We start from the raw sequence: 19,699 nt of genomic DNA on the forward strand, positions 1-19,699 counted from the left end.
AATTGAGGCACAATTACTGGAAATTGTCAACTTCGGTTAAGCTCAGCTTGTTGTTGTCATTGATAATTTCATTGAGTTCCACTGCACAAGAAACCCCTCAGGATACCACAGAAACCGGGTATGCTTTGGGTGAAATAGCGCTGCCTGATTCTGAATTAATCTCTTCTTTCTACGAATACGATGCTATTTTAGACCGGTATATTTATCGCGAACAGTTAGGAGATTTAGACCTTTCTATCCCTTTAATTTTAACCCCTGAAGAATACGAAAATCTAGTTTTAGATGAAGAAATGCGCAATTATTTTAAGCAGAAAGTTGATGCGCAGGCCGGCCGAAAAGAAGGAAGTGAGGAAATTCAGCGGGATTTATTACCAGATTTTTATGTAAATAATAATTTCTTTGAAAGCATTTTTGGAGGTTCAGAAATAAATATCGTTCCGCAGGGAACTGTAGAAATGGACCTGGGTTTGCTTTACACCAAGCAGGATAATCCGGCTTTTTCTCCCAGGAACAGGCAAAATCTCACTTTCGATTTCGATCAGCGAATTAGTTTAAGCCTGCTTGGGCAAATTGGAGAACGTTTGCAAATTACCGCCAATTACGATACCGAATCTACATTCGATTTTCAGAACCAATTAAAACTTGAATATACACCTACCGAAGATGATATTGTTAGGAAAATTGAAGTCGGGAATGTGAATATGCCGCTTAATAATGCGCTGATGCAAGGCGCGCAAAGTTTATTTGGATTTAAAACCGAATTACAATTTGGGAAAACCCGAATTACCGGTGTTTTTTCTGAACAAAAATCGGAACGGAGAACAGTAAATGTTGAAGGTGGTTCTACCGTAGAAAAATTTGAAAAATTTGCCCTGGATTATGATCAGGACAGGCACTTTTTTCTTTCGCATTATTTCAGGGACAATTATAATGAGGCGCTAAAAGATTATCCTTTTATAAATTCCAACATTCAAATTAAAAGGGTTCAGGTTTGGGTCACTAATAGAACCAATAATGTGCAAAACTTAACCGATACCAGGAATATTGTCGCTATTCAGGATTTGGGAGAAACTAATTTACCGGGGAATATAGGTTTAGATAATATTCCAGCAGGGTTTTTTAATCAGCCAGGAGGAAGTTTTCCCGATAACGAGAATAACGATTTTAATCCCTTTGGGATAAATGGATCAGCCGAATCTGTTCTTACACCCGCAATTAGAGATGTGGCGACGGTAGATAATGGTTTTAGCGGAGTTCAGGTTTCAGAAGGACTGGATTATGTGAAGTTGGAGAATGCAAGACAATTGCAGCCCAACGAGTATAGTTTGAACACCCAACTTGGTTATATATCCTTAAACCAGCGATTAAGCAATGATGAAATTCTTGCCATAGCTTTTCAGTACACCGTAAACGGCGAGGTTTACCAAGTTGGAGAATTTGCTAACGATGGGGTGAATGCCACGGGCGATAATAATCCTGCTCAAAATCCAACACAAGATCCTGATGCACCCGTAACAAACCAGCGAATAAACCAAAACCTGGTGGTTAAAATGCTTAAAAGCACGATTACCAATGTAGACGAGCCTGTTTGGGATTTAATGATGAAGAATATTTATAGTCTTGGCGCTTATCAATTAGAGCGGGAAGATTTTAGAATGAATATTCTGTATACAGATCCACAACCTCTAAATTATATAAAACCCGCCGGGGATGGTTCGGTATCATTGCCTGAAGCTATTAGGGAAACACCTTTACTTAGGGTCTTTAATCTCGATAAATTAAATAATAATAACGATCCTATAAATGGCGGCGATGGATTTTTTGATTATGTGCCGGGGTTAACCATAGATCCTCAAAACGGAAATATCATTTTTACTTCAGTAGAACCATTTGGAAGCTATTTATTTGAAGAACTGGATAATTCGCCAAATACCGGCGCCGAAGATTATAATAACCCCGAAACCTGGAATGCCAATCAGCAAAAATATGTTTTCCGTTCTTTGTATCGAACCACGAAAACCCAGGCCGAACAGGAAGATGCCGATAAAAATAAATTTCAGTTAAAAGGGAGATATAAATCGGGGGAAGTTGAAGGGATTCCAATTGGTTTTAACCTTCCACCAGGATCGGTAACTGTAACAGCCGGCGGAAGGGTGTTGCAGGAAGGTGTAGATTATGTGGTAAATTATGAATTGGGAAGAGTACAAATTCTGGATGAAGCTTTGCTTGCTTCAGATATTCCAATTCAGGTAAATACCGAGAATAATGCCTTATTCGGTCAGCAAACCAAACGTTTTACCGGTTTAAATGTAGAACATCAGTTTAACGAAAATTTTTTAGTTGGAGCCACTTTTATAAACCTGAAGGAACGCCCGCTAACACAAAAAGCGAATTATAGTTACGAGCCAATAAATAATTCAATTTTCGGCTTTAATGTAAACTATTCTACCGAGGTTCCCTTATTTACCAGGCTGGTAAATAAATTGCCCAACATAGATACCGATGTGCCTTCTAATTTCTCTGTTACCGGGGAGTTCGCTTATTTGCAACCGGGAGCTCCTGCAATTAACGATTTCCAGGGAGAAGCAACCACCTATATAGACGATTTTGAAGCAGCCCAAACTACAATAGATATTAGTGCCCCATTAAGCTGGGAATTAAGCAGCGTCCCGCTTGGTTATGGCGGCGAACTGGCCAATGGCGATATAAAAGTTGGAGATAAACGGGCAAAATTATCCTGGTATACTATAGATCCTATTTTTTATAGCAGCAACCGTCCCGACGGAATTACAGATAACGATATTTCTACCTATGCTACCAGAAGGGTAGCCTTAAGCGAGATTTTCCCGAATACCGATGTAGTGCAGGGGCAACCGCAGGTGGTGTATACAATGGATGTAAGTTATTTCCCCAAAGAACGTGGTCCTTATAACTTTAATCCTACAGCAACAAATGGCACCTTGCCGAATCCTTCACAAAGTTTTGGAGGAATAATGCGTGGAATAAATACTACCAATTTTGAACAAAGCAATGTTGAGTTTATAGAATTTTGGGTTATGGACCCCTATATTTATTCTGAAAATATGGGAAATTCAGCAGGAACTATCAATTTTAACCTTGGGAATATTTCTGAAGATGTGCTGAAAGATGGGCGTAAACAATATGAAAATGGGTTGCCGGCGAGTGGTGGGACTCAAAATACCATAGAGACCCAGGTAGCGAAGGTTCCAGCAGATCAATCTTTAATTTATGCTTTTGATTCTGAAGGTGACGAGCGTAGAAATCAGGATGTGGGATACGACGGACTTTCAGACGCGCAGGAAGCTGTTAAATTTCCTGAATTCAGTAATTTGCCTGATCCTGCAGCAGATAATTATGAGTATTTTCTAAATACCACAGGAGACATTGTAAGCCGTTACAAAAGATATAATGGTCCCGATGGGAATTCCCCACCAGAAGTTGGCGATACCAATAGAGGAAATACCACTTTGCCTACTACCGAAGACGTGAATCGGGATAATACGATGAACACAATTGATAGTTATTTTGAATATGAAATACCTTTCTTCCCGGGGATGGGCGTTGAAAATAGTCAATACATCACAGACGAGAAAGAACTTACCACCACACTTAGAAATGGAAATGAACTTCCCGTGCGCTGGCTTCAGTTTAAAATTCCAATTTACGAGCCAACCGATTCTAAAGGAGGTATAGCCGATTACAGATCTATACGTTTTATGAGAATGTTTCTTAGTGGGTTCGAGGAAGAAACCTTGCTGCGATTTGGGACTATGGAGTTGGTGAGAGGCGATTATAGGCGGTACAATCGCGGGTTGAGAGATAGAAATATTCTTCCGGAAAATCAAAACACCCTTTTTGAAGTTTCCGCAGTAAATATTGAGGAAAATGAAAATCGCCAACCAGTGCCTTATGTATTGCCACCCGGCGTAATTAGAGAAGAGCTTTTTGAAAATAATACAAATATCAGGCAAAATGAGCAATCACTTTCGCTTAGGGTGTGTGATTTGGAACCTCAGGATGCAAGGGCGGTTTACAAGAATTTCCAGATAGATATGCGGCAATATAAAAACCTGGAAATGTTTTTACACGCCGAATCGCTACCCAATCAAACTCCTTTAAAAGAGGGGCAGTTGGTAGCTTTTGTAAGAATGGGAACCGATTTTACCGATAATTATTATCAAATTGAAATTCCTTTAAGTCCAACGGCTTTTGGTGCGATGAATGCTGAAGATATCTGGCCGCAAGTTAACCGAATGAATCTTCCGTTGGAACTTCTTCAACGCGTAAAAACAGGTGTTTTAGGAGATCCTTCTTTAAATTCTGGAGAATTAAATTTCTTTACCGAAAACCTAGAATTAATTGACGAAGAAGACTCCTATGAAATGGATCAATTACGCCTGGGAATAAAAGGAAATCCCAGTTTTGGAAATGTACGGGTGTTGATGTTAGGATTAAAGAACGGCACACCTACAAATGGTGTCCAGGATTTGTGTGGTGAGGTTTGGTTTAACGAATTAAGACTTTCAGACCTTAATAATGAAGGTGGTTGGGCGACTATAGTTAATATGGATACCAATTTAGCCGATTTTGCCACGGTAGCCGCTACCGGGAGAAAAAGCACCGTGGGCTTTGGAACCATAGAACAGGGCCCTAACCAGCGAAGCAGGGAAAACTCAGAACAATATGATGTTGTTACCAATATAAATGCCGGGCAATTACTTCCGGAAAAATGGGGTGTGAAAATTCCGTTTAATTATAGCAGGGGCGAGGAATTAATTACGCCAAAATACGACCAGGAATTTCTTGATTTAGAACTGGAAACTCGCCTGGCGGATATTGTAGATCCTGTTGAAAGAGATCGGGTAAAAAAACAATCGCAGTCTTATACAAAACGACAAAGTGTAAATGTTATAGGCTTGCGTAAAGAACGTACCGGTGAGGCGAAACCAATGCCTTATGATATTGAGAATTTCGCTTTTACAACATCTTATAATCAGGTAGATCATCGTGATTTTGAAATTGAAGAATCTTTGAATCAAAATGTGAGGGCAGGGGCAACCTACGAGTTTAATTTTGAGCCAAAACAAGTAGAGCCTTTCAAAAATATTTCGGCTTTAGATAGCAGCGATTATTATTCGCTGGTGAGAGATTTTAATGTGAATTTACTGCCATCTAATATAAATGCGAGTTCAACGATTTTAAGACAGTATAACGAGCAAAAATTCAGGTCGCTGGAACTTTCAGGTGATGATTTAGGAATTCCAACTTTATACCAGCGAAACTATATGTTTAACTGGGAATATGGCATAAATTATAATCTTACCAATTCTTTAAATTTCAGCTTTAACGCTTCCAATAATCGTATAGTTAGAAATTATATAGATGAAGATGGTTTTGCCAATAATAATATTGGGGTTTGGGATAATTTCTTCAGCATTGGTACGCCAGATTTGCATTATCAAAACCTGCAGGTAAATTATGATATCCCTTTTGATAAAATTCCTGTACTCGAATTTATAAATGCTACTTATTCTTATACCGGAGATTTCCAATGGCAGCGCGGTTCCAGGATTTACGAGAATCTTGAAGGTATTCCCGATATAGGAAACAGTGTGCAGAACTCAAGTTCTCACCAAATAAATGCCAGCCTGGATATGGAGAGTTTATATTCTTACTTAGGGCTGGAAAAGAAAGAAAGTCGCGGTGGGCAAACAATAAAACAACGAAGCGCCGGGGTGCCTACTTTAGATGGCAGCCCGCAAGATGCAGAGCGCACTCAAAATGCCGAGGTAGTTGAGAAAACCAGCAAAAGCTTTAATACGTTTGTAGATTTTGTAACTATTTTAAGCAGGTTACAGGTTAACTATCGCCAAAATGAAGGGACTTTTCTTCCCGGTTATACTCCAAGTGTAGGTTTTATGGGAACTTTGCAGCCCAGTACAGCCTTCACTTTTGGTTGGCAGGATGAGGTTAGATATACTGCGGCCAGAAGAGGTTGGTTAACTTTGTTTCAAAATTTTAATCAGCAGTATTCTACTTTAAAAAACGAACAATTAGATGTACAGGCTTCCCTGGATATTATCCCTGATCTTACGGTAGATATTAGCGCAAACAGGAATTATTCAGAAAACTTTTCAGAGAATTATAGGGTAAATCCTTCTACTATGGAATATATTTCTTTGACGCCTTATAATTACGGGAATTTTAATATTTCTACTATTCTTATAAAAACCGCTTTTAATCAGTCAGACGAACAGTCTTCTGAAACTTTTGAAAGTTTTAGGGAAAGTCGTCTTAATATAGCCCGTCGCCTTGCCAGGGAGCGAGGTTTGGATCCCGATAATGTAGACGAAGACGGCTATCCAGTAGGAATTGGGAAAACAAACCAGGCAGTTTTATTACCTGCTTTTGTTTCGGCTTACGCGGGGAAAGATCCTGAAGATATAAAGCTGGGAGCTTTTAGGGATATGCCTTTACCAAACTGGAATATGAAATATACCGGTTTAATGCGAATTGGTTGGTTTAAAGATAAATTTAGACGAATTTCAATAAATCACGGGTACCAATCTAACTATACCATTAATCAATTTCAAACTAACCTGGATTACGATCCTGAGAATGAATTTGAAACTAACCAGGCAGGAGATTTCAAAAACCCTATGTTGTATTCTAATATAGTTTTAACTGAATTATTTACTCCTTTATTTCGCTTAGATCTGGAGACTAAGAATGCTATCCAGTTATTGGCAGAAATAAGAAAAGACCGAATGCTTTCCCTGAGTTTCGATAATAATTTACTAACAGAAACAACCGGAAACGAATATATCTTAGGAGCGGGTTATAGAATTAGCGATTTAAGGATTGCCACCGGCCTTGGGGGAACCAACCGCATTCTAAGCAGCGATCTTAATTTTAAAGCCGATGTTTCTTTCAGAAGAAATAAAAGTATTATTAGATATTTAGATTTAGAAACCAGCCAGGTAATTGCCGGCCAGGATATATGGCGTATTAATTTCACCACAGATTATGCGATTTCCAGCAATCTTACCGCAATATTTTATTACGAACATAATTTTTCTGAATATGCGGTATCTACGGCATTTCCGCAAACAACCATAAGGTCTGGGATAACACTTAGATATAATTTTGGAAATTAATTGAGGCTTGTTTGAAGTATTGCTTTAAAAAATTAACTTTGCTCTAATATAAAATAGAACTAATGAACATTCCACAAGATTTAAAGTACACCAAAGACCACGAATGGATTAAGGTAGAAGGTGATACGGCTACAATTGGTATTACAGATTTTGCACAGGGCGAATTGGGTGATATTGTTTATGTAGAAGTAGAAACCGTAGACGAAACCCTTGATAGAGAAGAGGTTTTTGGAACGGTTGAAGCTGTAAAAACAGTTTCAGACCTTTATTTGCCTTTATCTGGCGAAATAATTGAATTTAACGAGAACCTGGAAGATGAGCCGGAAAAAGTAAATTCAGATCCTTATGGAGAAGGTTGGATGATCAAAATAAAATTTTCTGATAAATCTCAGCTGGAAGATCTTTTAAGTGCAGATGCGTATAAAGAAGTTCTTGGTAGTTAGAAGTACCTTATTGGTAGCAAGCCTTTATACTATATTATTAACGGTTTCTTCTTTAGTTAAACTTGGTAAAATTAGTGTGGGGAGTTTTAATCCTACAGATAAACTTTTACATCTTGGAGCTTATTTTGGACTTGTAGTATTTTGGAAGGTATATTTTATGCAAAAAGATAAACCTCAAACTACTTATAAAAAAAACCTTTTCAAAATAGCCGGCCTCGCAGTACTGTTTGGTATGTTAATTGAGGTTTTACAGGGTGTACTTACCAGTTATAGAGAGCCAGATTGGTATGATATTATGGCAAATACTGCTGGAATTTTGCTTGCTGTTATTATCTTTCTTTTCTTTGAAAAGAGTCTAAAAAGGTTAAATAGTAAGATTAATTTAATTTTTTAGAAAAAATATTTAATTTAGCAATCCTTATTAATCAATAACCTATTATGGAACCAAAGAAAAATCCAAAAGCCGATTTAACCAGAAGAAGTGTATTCTTTCTGCAATTGGGGCTTATTCTTGTCCTGTTAATTACCTGGAGGGCAATTGAGTGGAAGACTTACGACAGGGACGACATCGATACCGGCCAGTTAAATATGGACGATTTAGATGATGAAGAAATCCCAATTACAGAGATGCAGAATACGCCACCACCGCCACCACCGGCACCAGAGATTATTGAAGTTGTAGAGGATGAAGAAGAGGTAGAAGAAGACGAAATTGAGTCTACTGAAACCAATATGGATGAGATTGTTGAGGTAGAAGAGGTTGTTGAAGCTCCTACTGAAGAAGAAGTAGAAGATGTACCTTTCGCTGTAATTGAAGATGTGCCAATCTTCCCGGGTTGTGAAAACCTAAATAACAACGAAGAGCGTAAGCAATGTATGAGCCAAAAGATCAGTCAGTTTGTAAACCGTAACTTTGATACAGATCTTGGTGCAGAGCTTGGTCTTTCTGGAGTGAACAGGGTGATTGTTCAGTTTAAAATTGATGAAAAAGGAAATATTACCAATGTACAGTCTAGAGCGCCACACCCAAGGTTAGAGCGTGAAGCAGCAAGGGTAATTAATAAATTGCCAAGTATGCAGCCAGGTAAACAACGTGGTAAGGCAGTAGGGGTTATGTACTCTTTACCAATTGTATTCCAAATTCAAGACTAAAACAATTATTTAGTATAAATTTAAATCCCGGGCTCGTCCCGGGATTTTTTATTTTAAGCTGGTTTACTCTATCTAAAAAAATGTATATTTCGAGGGTGTAACCAATCTTTCCCTACTTTCAATATGAAGAACTACCTGTTTCTTCTTGTCTTGCTAAGTGCGATTAGTTTAAAATCTGAGGCTCAAGATAATAGCCAACGTTTTCCTGAATTTCCTCAATGTGCCGTAGTAGATTTTACTAATAAAGAAACCTGCTTTAAAAACACCCTTACCAAATTAGTTTTGAATAATTATGAAGTCCCGTTAGAGGTTGCCAGGGAGAATTATAGGGGAGAGATAACCGTAATTTTTGAAGTTGATAAAACAGGAAGTTTTAAAATTATTTATACTGATGCCGTTTATGTAGAATTAAAGGAGGAAATACAGCGTGTTTTTAATTTGTTGCCACAAATTAAGCCGGCCACTTATAATTCCAGGCCAATTTTTGTCCAATTTAAAATGCCTGTAAAAATTCCGTTGGAATTGAATACTGAAGATTTTTCTACTACCTCCCAGGTTAAACCCGATATTTCAGAAATCAATTTTCAGCAACCTCAAGAAGATGATCTGACTAATGAATATGATCAAATTCAATCGGAAGAATTTACGCGCCCTCGTTATGAAAGTCAGATAAATATTCCTTTATCGCATGAATACTATAGCCGTTTTGATGCTGAATACAACAAAATAGGAGTGAATACTCACTCGGCTTCAAAGCCTTTGCTTTTTTCTGAAGTTTCTAAATATTATAATTTTAAAGCTGAAGAAGATAAAATGCTGCGGGATGCAGAATCCTGGTTTGGCAAAAAGTTATGGAATGAGCATTTGGTGCAATATCAAACCAAAGATTATTGGTTTACTCTAGATTTTGCTTTGGATCTTCAGTTAGGAAAAGATTTTCAGCAAACAGATTTCGATTTTACGTATAATAACACCCGCGCTCTTATTTTTCAGGGTGGTTTAGGAAAAAACTTTAATTTTTATACGGTAGCTTACGAAAATCAGGGCAGGTTTGCCGATTATTACAATAGGTTTGCCGAATCTATTAGGCCAGATGGCGGCGATCCTGCTATAATACCCGGCAGGGGAATTGCAAAACCTTTTATGGACGAAGGTTATGATTATCCTGTAGCGGAAGGTTATTTGTCTTATACGCCAAATAAGTTTTTTAATCTTCAATTTGGCCACGGCAAAAACTTTATTGGAGACGGTTATCGTTCCCTTTTAATGAGTGATAATGCTTCGCCATATCCTTATTTTAAACTCAACACCACGTTTTGGAAGTTAAAATATACCAATACCTGGATGTCTTTGCGCGATGTGAGACCGGCAGTTACAGAAAATGGTTCCTTTAGAACAAAATATATGGCTAACCATTACTTGAGTTATAATGTTACCAAAAGGCTTAATATTGGTTTATTTGAATCTGTGGTTTGGGAAAATGATAATAACCGGGGCTTCGATTTAAATTATTTGAACCCGGTAATTTTTTATCGGGCTATAGAATTTTCTACCGGGGCACGTGGCGGTAATGCAATTATTGGCCTTACTTCAAAATATAAGTTTTCAGATGAAATTAATATCTATGGTCAAATGATTATAGATGAATTCTCTACCTCTGATGTTTTTGGGGGGAAACAAAGTTGGAAAAACAAACTTGGGTATCAATTAGGAGTGAAATATTTTGATGCTTTCAAAATTCCCGGGCTATTTCTACAGGCAGAATATAACCAGGTACGGCCTTACACTTATTCGCATAACACAGGGGTTTTGAATTATGGGCATAATAACCAGTCTATGGCTCATTTGTGGGGTTCTAATTTCAGGGAGATTTTAGCTATTGCCCGCTATAAAAATGATAGATGGTATGGGAATGCTAAAGTGATTTATGGTAAAAGAGGTTTCGATTTTGACAATGCATTTAATCAAAGTGCTTATGGTGGAGATATTTATACTAGTGAACGCCAACGTCCTTTTGAAACCGGTGTGAAAATTGGCCAGGGAAATACTACCACTTCCTTTTTTGCAAGTATTGAGGCCGGTTATATAGTTAATCCTGCGACAAATTTAAAACTCTACGGAAGTTTTATTTACCGCTCTTTTAACCCAAATGTAAAGACTTCTCAAACTTTTGATAATACAACTTCCTGGATAAATTTTGGCTTACGCACCGATATTTTTAACTGGTATTACGATTATTAGGAAAATTGGTAGATAAGGAGAGTATTTTTAGAAGTTTTTCTCAATATTCTTTTAATTTGTTAAGTGCTGAAAATTAACATTTTTGCACCCTTGCCAAAACCCAATTAAGGAGTATCTTTGCGCCAATTGAAAAAACCTATTTTTGAGCAGCACCGGTGTACATACTTCCTCGGCTTCTATCCTAACAGACTTTAAAGAAATTACCAAGGTACGGCTTGCTGTAAGCGTGGTTTTTTCTTCGGTTGCTGGTTATTTCCTCGGGGCCGACAGCATAGACTTTGTTACTGTTTTTTTACTTGCTATTGGCGGTTACTTTATGGTGGGCGCTTCAAATGCTTATAATCAAATTATAGAGCGTGATCTTGATGCGCTTATGGATCGCACTAAAAACCGACCTATTCCCGATGGAAGAATGTCGGTAAGTACGGCTTTTTTAATTGCCAGTGTTTTTACTATTGCAGGACTTATAGTTTTATACATTATCAATCCTAAAACTGCAATGTTTGGGGCGATTAGTATCTTTTTGTATGTAAGTTTATATACACCTCTTAAGACTAAAACTCCGTTGTCTGTTTTTGTAGGTGCAATACCGGGAGCTATTCCTTTTATGTTAGGCTGGGTAGCGGCAACAGGAGATTTCAGTATAGAACCGGGAACTTTATTTATGATACAGTTCTTCTGGCAGTTTCCGCATTTTTGGGCTATTGGCTGGTGGTTATATGACGATTATAAAAAAGGCGGATTTTTTATGCTGCCCACCGGAAAACGGGATAAAGGCACCGCAATACAAATAATTCTTTATACTATCTGGACCATTTTAGTTTCGTTAATTCCTGTTTTTGGAGTTACAGGAAAACTTTTTCTGTCGCCGGTTGCGGGAGCTCTTATTCTTTTACTAGGATTGGGAATGCTATATTATGCTTTAAAATTGTATAAAGAAAAGACGGCGCAGGCCGCTAAAAAATTAATGTTTGCAAGCGTATCTTATATTACGCTGCTACAAATAGTATATGTTTTCGATAAATTTATAAGAGAATGGATTTAACTCAAGGTGCCGAAAAGCACAAATATGATAGGGCAAAGAAGATGATGCTCTGGTTTGGGATAATTAGTATGATCATGACCTTTGGTGGGCTAACCAGTGCTTATGTAGTAAGTAAAACAAGACCAGATTGGTTAACAGAGTTCGATCTCCCAAACGCTTTCTTATGGAGTACTATTGTTATAGTTTTAAGTAGTCTCACATTTATAATGGCTAAACAAAGCATTTTAGCGGAAAACCGAAGAAACGCTTCAGCTTTACTGATTGGTACACTGATACTTGCAGTACTATTTGTTGCGCTTCAATTTCAAGGTTTTTCTGAAATAATAGCTAATGGATATTACTTTACAGGTAGCGAAAGCAGTATTACAACTTCATTCATTTATGTATTGGTTTTGGTGCACATGGCGCACCTGTTGGCGGGCATTATCACGCTTTTAGTAGTAATTTATAACCATTTTAAACAACGTTATAAAAAAGGTCAAATGCTTGGGATTGAGCTAGGTGCGACTTTTTGGCATTTTGTTGATCTTATGTGGATTTACCTGTTTGTCTTTTTATATTTCTTTAGATAATAAAATTGCGTATTTTTGCGCAATACTTAAAATTTAAATATTCTTCTATGGAAGCTACTGTTGTTAGAACAGGCACCGAAGGTAAAACCTGGGGTGGAGGAAATGAACCTTTAAAAGCCAGTTACGGCAAATTGATGATGTGGTTTTTTATCACTTCCGATGCACTTACCTTCTCTGGTTTTCTTGCAGCTTATGGTTTTTCCCGTTTTAAATTTATGGATTCGTGGCCAATTGCCGACGAAGTTTTTAATCACTTTCCATTCTTACACGGTGTAGATGCGCCAATGTATTATGTGGCTTTGATGACTTTTATCCTTATTTTTTCTTCGGTAACAATGGTTTTGGCAGTAGATGCTGGTCATCAATTAAATAAAGCGAAAGTTACTTTTTATATGTTTCTTACCATTATTGGTGGGGTTGTTTTTCTTGGTTCTCAAGCCTGGGAATGGAAGAATTTTATAAATGGAACATATGGCGCCGTTTATACTAACGGAGGAAATGTACTTCAATTTATCGATGGCGATGGTCACCGGGTAGCGCTTGCAGATATCGCTGTTTCTGAAGCTTCAGTTAGAGTAGAACACGAAGAGAGAAATGGAATTTGGTTTGAAAACGAAAGATCTCTACCTTCTTATTCTATAGAAGAAGTAAAAGCTGGATTTGCCGCAAATCCAGATCTTTTAATAAGAACACAAATAATGACAGAGGAAGGTGAAAAAATCATCCTTTCCCGCGAAGAATCGCTCGCTAAATTAGATAGTGAAGCCGCTGGCGTGGTAGAAGGAGCTAACCTTACACGTAATGAATATGGGCCGCCATTATTTGGTGACTTCTTTTTCTTTATTACCGGTTTTCACGGTTTTCACGTTTTTTCAGGAGTGCTTATCAATATCATTATTTTCTTTAACGTAATCCTTGGTACCTACGAGCGCAGGAAGAATTATGAAATGGTAGAAAAGGTTGGTCTTTACTGGCACTTTGTAGATTTAGTTTGGGTATTTGTATTTACATTCTTTTACCTTGTATAATTTCAGAAAATATTAAAAATGGCACACGATACAGCACATCATCACGAATCTAATACAAAGAAGATCTGGACGGTATTTGTAATCCTATCTATCGTTACCCTTGTGGAAGTTGTTTTTGGGATTTTAAAACCCGAATTCCTAACTGGAACCTCTTTCTTAAGTATGTCGCTCCTTAACTGGATCTTCATCCTACTAACAATATATAAAGCTTACTATATTGCCTGGGCCTTTATGCACCTGGAAGGGGAAACTAAAGGTTTGCGCCGCGCAATAGTGTGGACGGCAATTTTTCTTGTTAGTTACCTTATATTTATTCTTTTAACAGAAGGTGGTTATATATACGAGGTATATAAGAATGACCACATAGCCTGGGATTTTTAAAAATACTCAAAAGTTAAAAATGTATAGAAAGGCGGTTTTGTAAAACCGTCTTTTTATTTTTGCACCCACTTCTATAAACAGGACTATGAAAAAGTTTTTAGTGCTTTTAGTGCTTTTCGCATTGCCTATTATCGCTTATATGTTTTTTGCTTCAGGACAAAATAATTTTGCCAAGCTACCTGTTTTAACCAAAGACGTTAAGGATGTTTCAGGCTTTAAAAGCCTTGATGGGAAATTGGTTAGTTTAGAAGATAAAATAAGCATAGTGGCTTTTTTTGGAAAAGATTTGGATAACCTAAAAGGGAATACCTTCAACCTTGATCAAAAAATACTTGAAAAATATTACGAATTCAACGATTTTCAGTTTATAGTGGTTTTACCTGAAGAAGCACGGGAAGAGGCTGAAAAATTCAAAAAAGAATTTAGCGGTATTTCTGAAACTGAAAAATGGAAATTTATTTTTGGAGCCTCAACAGAGGTAGAAGAAGTTTTTAAAAGCTTCAATACACCACACCAGTTGGAAGACACTTACACGCCTTACGTTTTTATTGTAGATAAAGATCTTAGCTTAAGAGGTCGCGATGATGATGAAGACAGTGGGAAAGTTTACGGTTATGATTCCCGCTCAGTAGCTGAATTAAGTAATAAAATGAATGACGATGTAAAAGTGATTCTTGCTGAATATAGGTTGGCTCTAAAAAAGAATAACGCCGAAAGAAAAAATAATTAAAATGAAAAGAAAATATTCTTACATAGGTCTTTCACTCGTCATTCTGGTGTTTGGGATTATTTTTATTCCCAAAATTGTGAAAACAATAGGAAGTGATGAAGTAGTGAAAGCAGATAGGCTAAATATTAAGGGAGCTGAGAAGGATAATAATGCTAATAAAGCGCTTTCCTATATCGAGATCAACGGAAGAAAGAAAAAGGCGCCTGAGTTTCAACTTGTAAATCAGGATGGCGATACCATCACTAATGGAGATTACCTGGGAAAAGTATATGTAGCCGAATTCTTTTTTACTACCTGTCCCACGATCTGCCCAATAATGAATCAAAACCTGGTAGAAGTTCAGAAGGAATTTCAGAATAAAGAAAATTTCGGAATAGCTTCTTTTTCTATAGATCCAAAGCACGATACCCCCGAGGTTTTAAAATCTTATGCCGAAAACTACGGAATAGATCACCCGAACTGGAATTTATTAACCGGTGAAAAAGATTCAATTTATGGGCTTGCCAATGGTGGTTTTAATATCTATGCCGGAGAAAATAGTGAGGTTGCCGGTGGTTTTGCTCATCAGGGCTTGTTCGCTCTGGTAGATAAAGAGGGTTATATTAGATCCCGCCAGGATAAATATGGAAACCCAATAATTTACTATCGTGGTTCGGTAGAAAGAAATAAATCGGTTGCAGAAGGTGATGAAGAGCCGCAAATTGATATTTTAATTGAAGATATTAAAAAATTACTGTGAAAAGAACGCTAACAAAAACCGATAGGATTGCGGTACCGGTTATAATTGCCTTATCTATCCTGGTGCCAATCATTGTACTTATTTTAATGTACCTGCCAGAACGCTATAATATCTTTGGTACTCAAACAGGAATTTTTCCATTCTTTCACGCGGTTTTAAACGGCGCTACGGCTCTTTTGTTAATGCTTGGCTATTTCTTTATGAGCATTAAGGAATATAAACTGCACCGAAACGTAATGATTGCCGCATTTGTACTTTCGGCTATATTTCTAGTAAGCTACGTGATCTCAAAAATAAGTAACGATCCCGTACCTTATGGCGGTGAAGGCTTTTTGCGACCTGTGTATTTCTTTATTCTTATTACACACATCGTGCTTTCGGCAATTATTGTTCCTTTAGTGCTTTTTACAATGTATCGTGGTTTAACCGGGGAATATGAAAAACATGCTAGAGTTGCCCGCTGGACGTTTCCAATTTGGTTATACGTTGCAGTTACCGGCGTGTTGGTTTATATATTTATGTGGCCTTATTATTAGGCAGAAATACTTCGGAAGAAATTTAAGTCTTAACAGCTTTAACTGAAGCTTAATAATAAAATTTCTTAATTTTGCGTTTAGAAATTACAGTTATGAAAATCAGGGTTTTATTTCTTTTCCTTCTTTTGCTTTTGCTACCCGAATTAGCCGAAGCACAATGTTCTATGTGCCGTGCGGTATTAGAAAGCGATACCGATCAAAGCGCTGCAAAAGGTATAAATAACGGAATCCTTTACCTCATGGCTTTTCCTTATCTCCTAATTGGCGGTTTAGGCTATTTTATATACCGTTCCCGTAAAAAAGCCAAAAAATCTGAGGAAGCTTAAACAACTTCAAAATATTTCCTTAAAAAATGTAACTTTTTCTCTTTAGCAGAGTCTTATGGGTGACGCTTTTCAATAAAAAGTTAACAACCTGTAAGTTTACTGCGATGATAGAAATTAAAGATCTTCATAAATCCTATAAAATGGGCAGTAATTCACTGCACGTTTTAAAAGGAGTTAATTTTAGCGTAGCCGAAGGAGAACTCGTTTCTATCATGGGGTCTTCAGGTTCGGGAAAATCTACCCTGTTAAATATTCTCGGAATGCTCGACGAAGCCGATGAAGGCTCTTATACTCTTGATGGCGTTGCTATAAAAAATCTTAACGAAAAAATAGCCGCCCGCTATCGTAATAAATTCCTGGGTTTTATCTTTCAATCTTTTAATCTTATTTCTTATAAAAATGCTTTGGATAATGTAGCCCTTCCGCTTTATTACCAGGGAATTAAACGCGGGGAGCGTATAGATAAAGCGATGTCTTATCTGGAAAAAGTTGGCCTGGCCGATTGGGCGGGACATTTGCCAAATGAACTTTCTGGAGGGCAAAAACAAAGGGTTGCCATTGCAAGGGCACTTGCCAGCGATCCTAAAGTGCTTTTAGCCGATGAACCTACGGGGGCTTTAGATTCTAAAACGTCTTATGATGTTATGAACTTAATACAGGAGATTAACGATGAAGGCCGTACTATACTTGTAGTAACACACGAAGCCGATATTGCTGCAATGACGAAGAGAATCGTGAATCTAAAAGATGGTAGAATAATTCAGGATACCAAAGTCAACCAGGTAAGAGCGCAGCAAAATGTTTGATTTAGAACGTTGGGAAGAGATCTTTGATACGATTCGTAAAAACAAATTACGAACGTTCCTAACCGGGCTTTCTGTAGCTTCGGGGATTTTTATTTTAGTGATTCTTTTGGGAATTGGTGAAGGAATGCGTAATGGTATTTCAGAGGAATTTAAAAGTGATGCTGCTAATATTATGTACGTGTATACCGGCGTTACTTCTAAAGAATATAAAGGCTTAAATCCAGGTAGAAGAATTCAGATGAAAAATGAAGACTTTAATTACACAGCCTTAAAGTACCAGGATGATTTAGAATACAAATCTTCCATCTACCGAATTTGGAACGGCATAGTTAACTACGGGAAAGAATCAGGTTCCTATCGCGTAGAAGGTGTTTATCCAGATTATCAGTTTCTTGAAAACAGTGGTATGATAGAGGGGCGCTTTGTAAATTACAAAGATCACGATAATTTTGAGAAAGTTGTGGTTGTAGGGAATAAGGTTAGAAACGACCTTTTTAAAGATAGTAAAGATCCGCTGGGCGAGTATATTCAGATCTCGGGAATAAATTTTAAAGTTATTGGCGTTTTTACCGATCCCGGCGGGGAAAGGGAAGAAAGTAGGGTTTTTATGCCACTTTCTACGGCACAACGCGTTTTTGGTGGGGCTAACAATATTGCCAATATGGCTTTTACTTTAGAGCCCGAAGATAATTTTGAAGCTGCGCTTGCCGCTTCTAATCGCTTTTCAGCCGACGTTAAAAACCAACTTAAAGAATCACATACCATAGCTCCCGATGATGAGCGCGCGGTGACCATCAACAACTCACTGGAAAATGCGAAGCGGTTTTACGATCTTATGGATATGATAAAATTCTTCTTTTGGGGTGTAGGTATTTGTACCATTATTGCCGGAGTAGTGGGAGTGAGCAATATTATGCTCATTATTGTAAAAGAACGAACCAGGGAAATAGGAATACGAAAGGCTCTTGGGGCAGAACCACTTTCTATAGTAGGAATGGTGTTGCACGAGTCTATTTTTGTAACTGCAATTGCCGGGTTTATAGGCCTTATTGCAAGTTTATTGCTATTGGAATTTGTGGGGCCGCTTATAGAAACCCAATATATCTCCAATCCTGCGGTTAACTTTAACGTGGCGCTTACCACTGTTTTTATTTTAGTGCTTGCTGGCGCTATTGCCGGATTTTTCCCCGCCTGGAGAGCTGCGAGAATTAAACCCATTGTTGCATTAAGAGACGAATAGTATGTTTAGCAGGGATAAATGGAGCGAAATAATTGAAGCATTAAGTGCGAACTGGTTTAGAACCATACTTACCGCTTTTGGGGTAATGTGGGGTATTTTCATCCTGGTTATCTTACTGGCTGCCGGTAAAGGACTCGAAAATGGCGTAAAACAGGGTTTTGGTGGCATTGCTACAAACACGATGTTTATGTGGACGCAAACCCCATCTAAACCTTATAAAGGCCTGCCTAAAGGCCGACGCTATAATTTTAAAACAGCCGATGTAGAAGCCCTTCGGGAAAATGTACCCGGACTTCGATTTATTTCCCCTAGAAATCAATTAGGTGGTTTCGGCGGGAACAATAACGTGGTTCGCGGGCTACAAACAGGAGCCTTTAATGTATATGGTGATTATCCCGAGATCATTCAGCAAGAACCTATGGATGTTACTTCCGGAAGGTTTATTAACTATCTCGATATTCAAAATAAGCGAAAAGTTGCCATTATTGGTGAAGGGGTGAGGCGTGAACTTTATGAAAAGGATGAGGAGGTTTTGGGAACTTATCTCAAAATAAACGGTGTCAATTTTATGGTAATTGGCACTTATAAGAAAAAAGGTGGCGGCGGCGGAAATGCTGAAGAAGCCCAAAAAGAAATCTATGTACCATTTACCGCGTTTTCCCAGGCTTTTAATATGGGGGATACGGTAGGTTGGATGGCGATTACTGCCCAGGATGAAAATTCTATCACCAGTTTAAAATCAAGCATTTTAGATCTTATAAAAAGCAGGCATTCAATTCATCCAGAAGATGACAGGGCTGTTGGTAATTTTGATCTATATGAAGAATTCAACAAGATAAATGGTTTGTTCGTAGCTCTAAAAGCGGTCGCCTACTTTGTGGGGATTTTGGTATTGCTATCAGGTATAATTGGCATTAGTAATATTATGCTAATTGTGGTAAAAGAAAGAACCAACGAAATTGGCGTAAGGCGCGCCCTTGGTGCTACGCCCTGGTCTATTAGGGGGCAAATTTTAATGGAATCTATCTTCCTTACCATTATTTCAGGAATGACCGGGATTATTTTCGCCACAGGAATAATTGCGGGAATAAATTATGCTTTGAGCGGAATGGATACTTCAGAAATGATGTTTGCCAACCCCAGTGTAGATTTAGGCGTGGTACTTACCGCCCTGGCAATATTAATATGTTCAGGTTTGTTGGCCGGGCTTATACCGGCGCAGAATGCGATTAAAATAAAACCTGTAGATGCTCTAAGAACCGAATAACAAGAAAAAAGTAAA

16 protein-coding genes are annotated in these 19,699 nt (G+C 37.8%); all 16 read left to right on the forward strand.

The annotated features are described in order from the left end of the window. Nucleotides 1-23 precede the first annotated feature (23 nt). Complete coding sequence (gene sov, locus B5488_RS13405; protein ID WP_456114826.1) at nucleotides 24-7,178, forward strand: T9SS outer membrane translocon Sov/SprA; 7,155 nt, start codon at nucleotides 24-26, stop codon at nucleotides 7,176-7,178. Nucleotides 7,179-7,240: 62 nt separating this feature from the next. Beyond that, on the forward strand, nucleotides 7,241-7,621 hold the full coding sequence (gcvH, locus tag B5488_RS13410; protein ID WP_079735726.1) for a glycine cleavage system protein GcvH: 381 nt from the start codon (nucleotides 7,241-7,243) through the stop codon (nucleotides 7,619-7,621). Nucleotides 7,622-7,631: 10 nt separating this feature from the next. After that, the gene (locus B5488_RS13415) at nucleotides 7,632-8,015 is read left to right on the forward strand and encodes a VanZ family protein (protein WP_231919739.1); all 384 of its coding nucleotides are present in this window, start codon (nucleotides 7,632-7,634) and stop codon (nucleotides 8,013-8,015) included. Between the two features lie 44 nt (nucleotides 8,016-8,059). Continuing rightward, nucleotides 8,060-8,773 carry an energy transducer TonB gene (locus B5488_RS13420; RefSeq protein ID WP_079735728.1) on the forward strand — a complete coding sequence of 238 codons (714 nt, stop codon included), beginning with the start codon at nucleotides 8,060-8,062 and terminating at the stop codon, nucleotides 8,771-8,773. Nucleotides 8,774-8,896: 123 nt separating this feature from the next. Next, nucleotides 8,897-11,014, forward strand: coding sequence for a gliding motility protein RemB (locus B5488_RS13425; protein ID WP_079735729.1), 2,118 nt, complete (start codon nucleotides 8,897-8,899; stop codon nucleotides 11,012-11,014). 142 nt (nucleotides 11,015-11,156) lie between these two features. After that, the gene (gene cyoE / locus B5488_RS13430; RefSeq protein ID WP_079735730.1) at nucleotides 11,157-12,059 is read left to right on the forward strand and encodes a heme o synthase; all 903 of its coding nucleotides are present in this window, start codon (nucleotides 11,157-11,159) and stop codon (nucleotides 12,057-12,059) included. Beyond that, complete coding sequence (locus B5488_RS13435; protein WP_079735731.1) at nucleotides 12,050-12,631, forward strand: cytochrome c oxidase subunit 3; 582 nt, start codon at nucleotides 12,050-12,052, stop codon at nucleotides 12,629-12,631. Before cyoE ends, B5488_RS13435 begins: the two co-directional genes overlap by 10 nt. 47 nt (nucleotides 12,632-12,678) lie before the next feature. Continuing rightward, complete coding sequence (locus B5488_RS13440) at nucleotides 12,679-13,659, forward strand: cytochrome c oxidase subunit 3 (protein ID WP_079735732.1); 981 nt, start codon at nucleotides 12,679-12,681, stop codon at nucleotides 13,657-13,659. A gap of 18 nt (nucleotides 13,660-13,677) precedes the next feature. After that, the gene (locus B5488_RS13445; RefSeq protein WP_079735733.1) at nucleotides 13,678-14,040 is read left to right on the forward strand and encodes a cytochrome C oxidase subunit IV family protein; all 363 of its coding nucleotides are present in this window, start codon (nucleotides 13,678-13,680) and stop codon (nucleotides 14,038-14,040) included. Nucleotides 14,041-14,125: 85 nt separating this feature from the next. Next, complete coding sequence (locus B5488_RS13450; RefSeq protein WP_079735734.1) at nucleotides 14,126-14,770, forward strand: hypothetical protein; 645 nt, start codon at nucleotides 14,126-14,128, stop codon at nucleotides 14,768-14,770. Between the two features lies 1 nt (nucleotide 14,771). Continuing rightward, the gene (locus B5488_RS13455) at nucleotides 14,772-15,509 is read left to right on the forward strand and encodes an SCO family protein (protein WP_079735735.1); all 738 of its coding nucleotides are present in this window, start codon (nucleotides 14,772-14,774) and stop codon (nucleotides 15,507-15,509) included. Next, the gene (locus tag B5488_RS13460) at nucleotides 15,506-16,045 is read left to right on the forward strand and encodes a DUF420 domain-containing protein (protein WP_079735736.1); all 540 of its coding nucleotides are present in this window, start codon (nucleotides 15,506-15,508) and stop codon (nucleotides 16,043-16,045) included. The genes B5488_RS13455 and B5488_RS13460 overlap by 4 nt, the downstream gene beginning before the upstream one ends. A gap of 92 nt (nucleotides 16,046-16,137) precedes the next feature. Next, nucleotides 16,138-16,371, forward strand: a complete 234-nt coding sequence (locus B5488_RS13465) for an LPXTG cell wall anchor domain-containing protein (protein WP_079735737.1) — start codon at nucleotides 16,138-16,140, stop codon at nucleotides 16,369-16,371. A gap of 104 nt (nucleotides 16,372-16,475) precedes the next feature. Continuing rightward, complete coding sequence (locus B5488_RS13470) at nucleotides 16,476-17,177, forward strand: ABC transporter ATP-binding protein (RefSeq protein ID WP_079735738.1); 702 nt, start codon at nucleotides 16,476-16,478, stop codon at nucleotides 17,175-17,177. Further along, complete coding sequence (locus B5488_RS13475; RefSeq protein ID WP_079735739.1) at nucleotides 17,170-18,417, forward strand: ABC transporter permease; 1,248 nt, start codon at nucleotides 17,170-17,172, stop codon at nucleotides 18,415-18,417. The genes B5488_RS13470 and B5488_RS13475 overlap by 8 nt, the downstream gene beginning before the upstream one ends. 1 nt (nucleotide 18,418) lies before the next feature. Continuing rightward, nucleotides 18,419-19,684 carry an ABC transporter permease gene (locus B5488_RS13480; protein ID WP_079735740.1) on the forward strand — a complete coding sequence of 422 codons (1,266 nt, stop codon included), beginning with the start codon at nucleotides 18,419-18,421 and terminating at the stop codon, nucleotides 19,682-19,684. Nucleotides 19,685-19,699 lie beyond the last annotated feature (15 nt).

It is taken from the genome of Salegentibacter salegens, assembly GCF_900142975.1.
GTDB classification, from domain to species: Bacteria; Bacteroidota; Bacteroidia; order Flavobacteriales; family Flavobacteriaceae; genus Salegentibacter; species Salegentibacter salegens.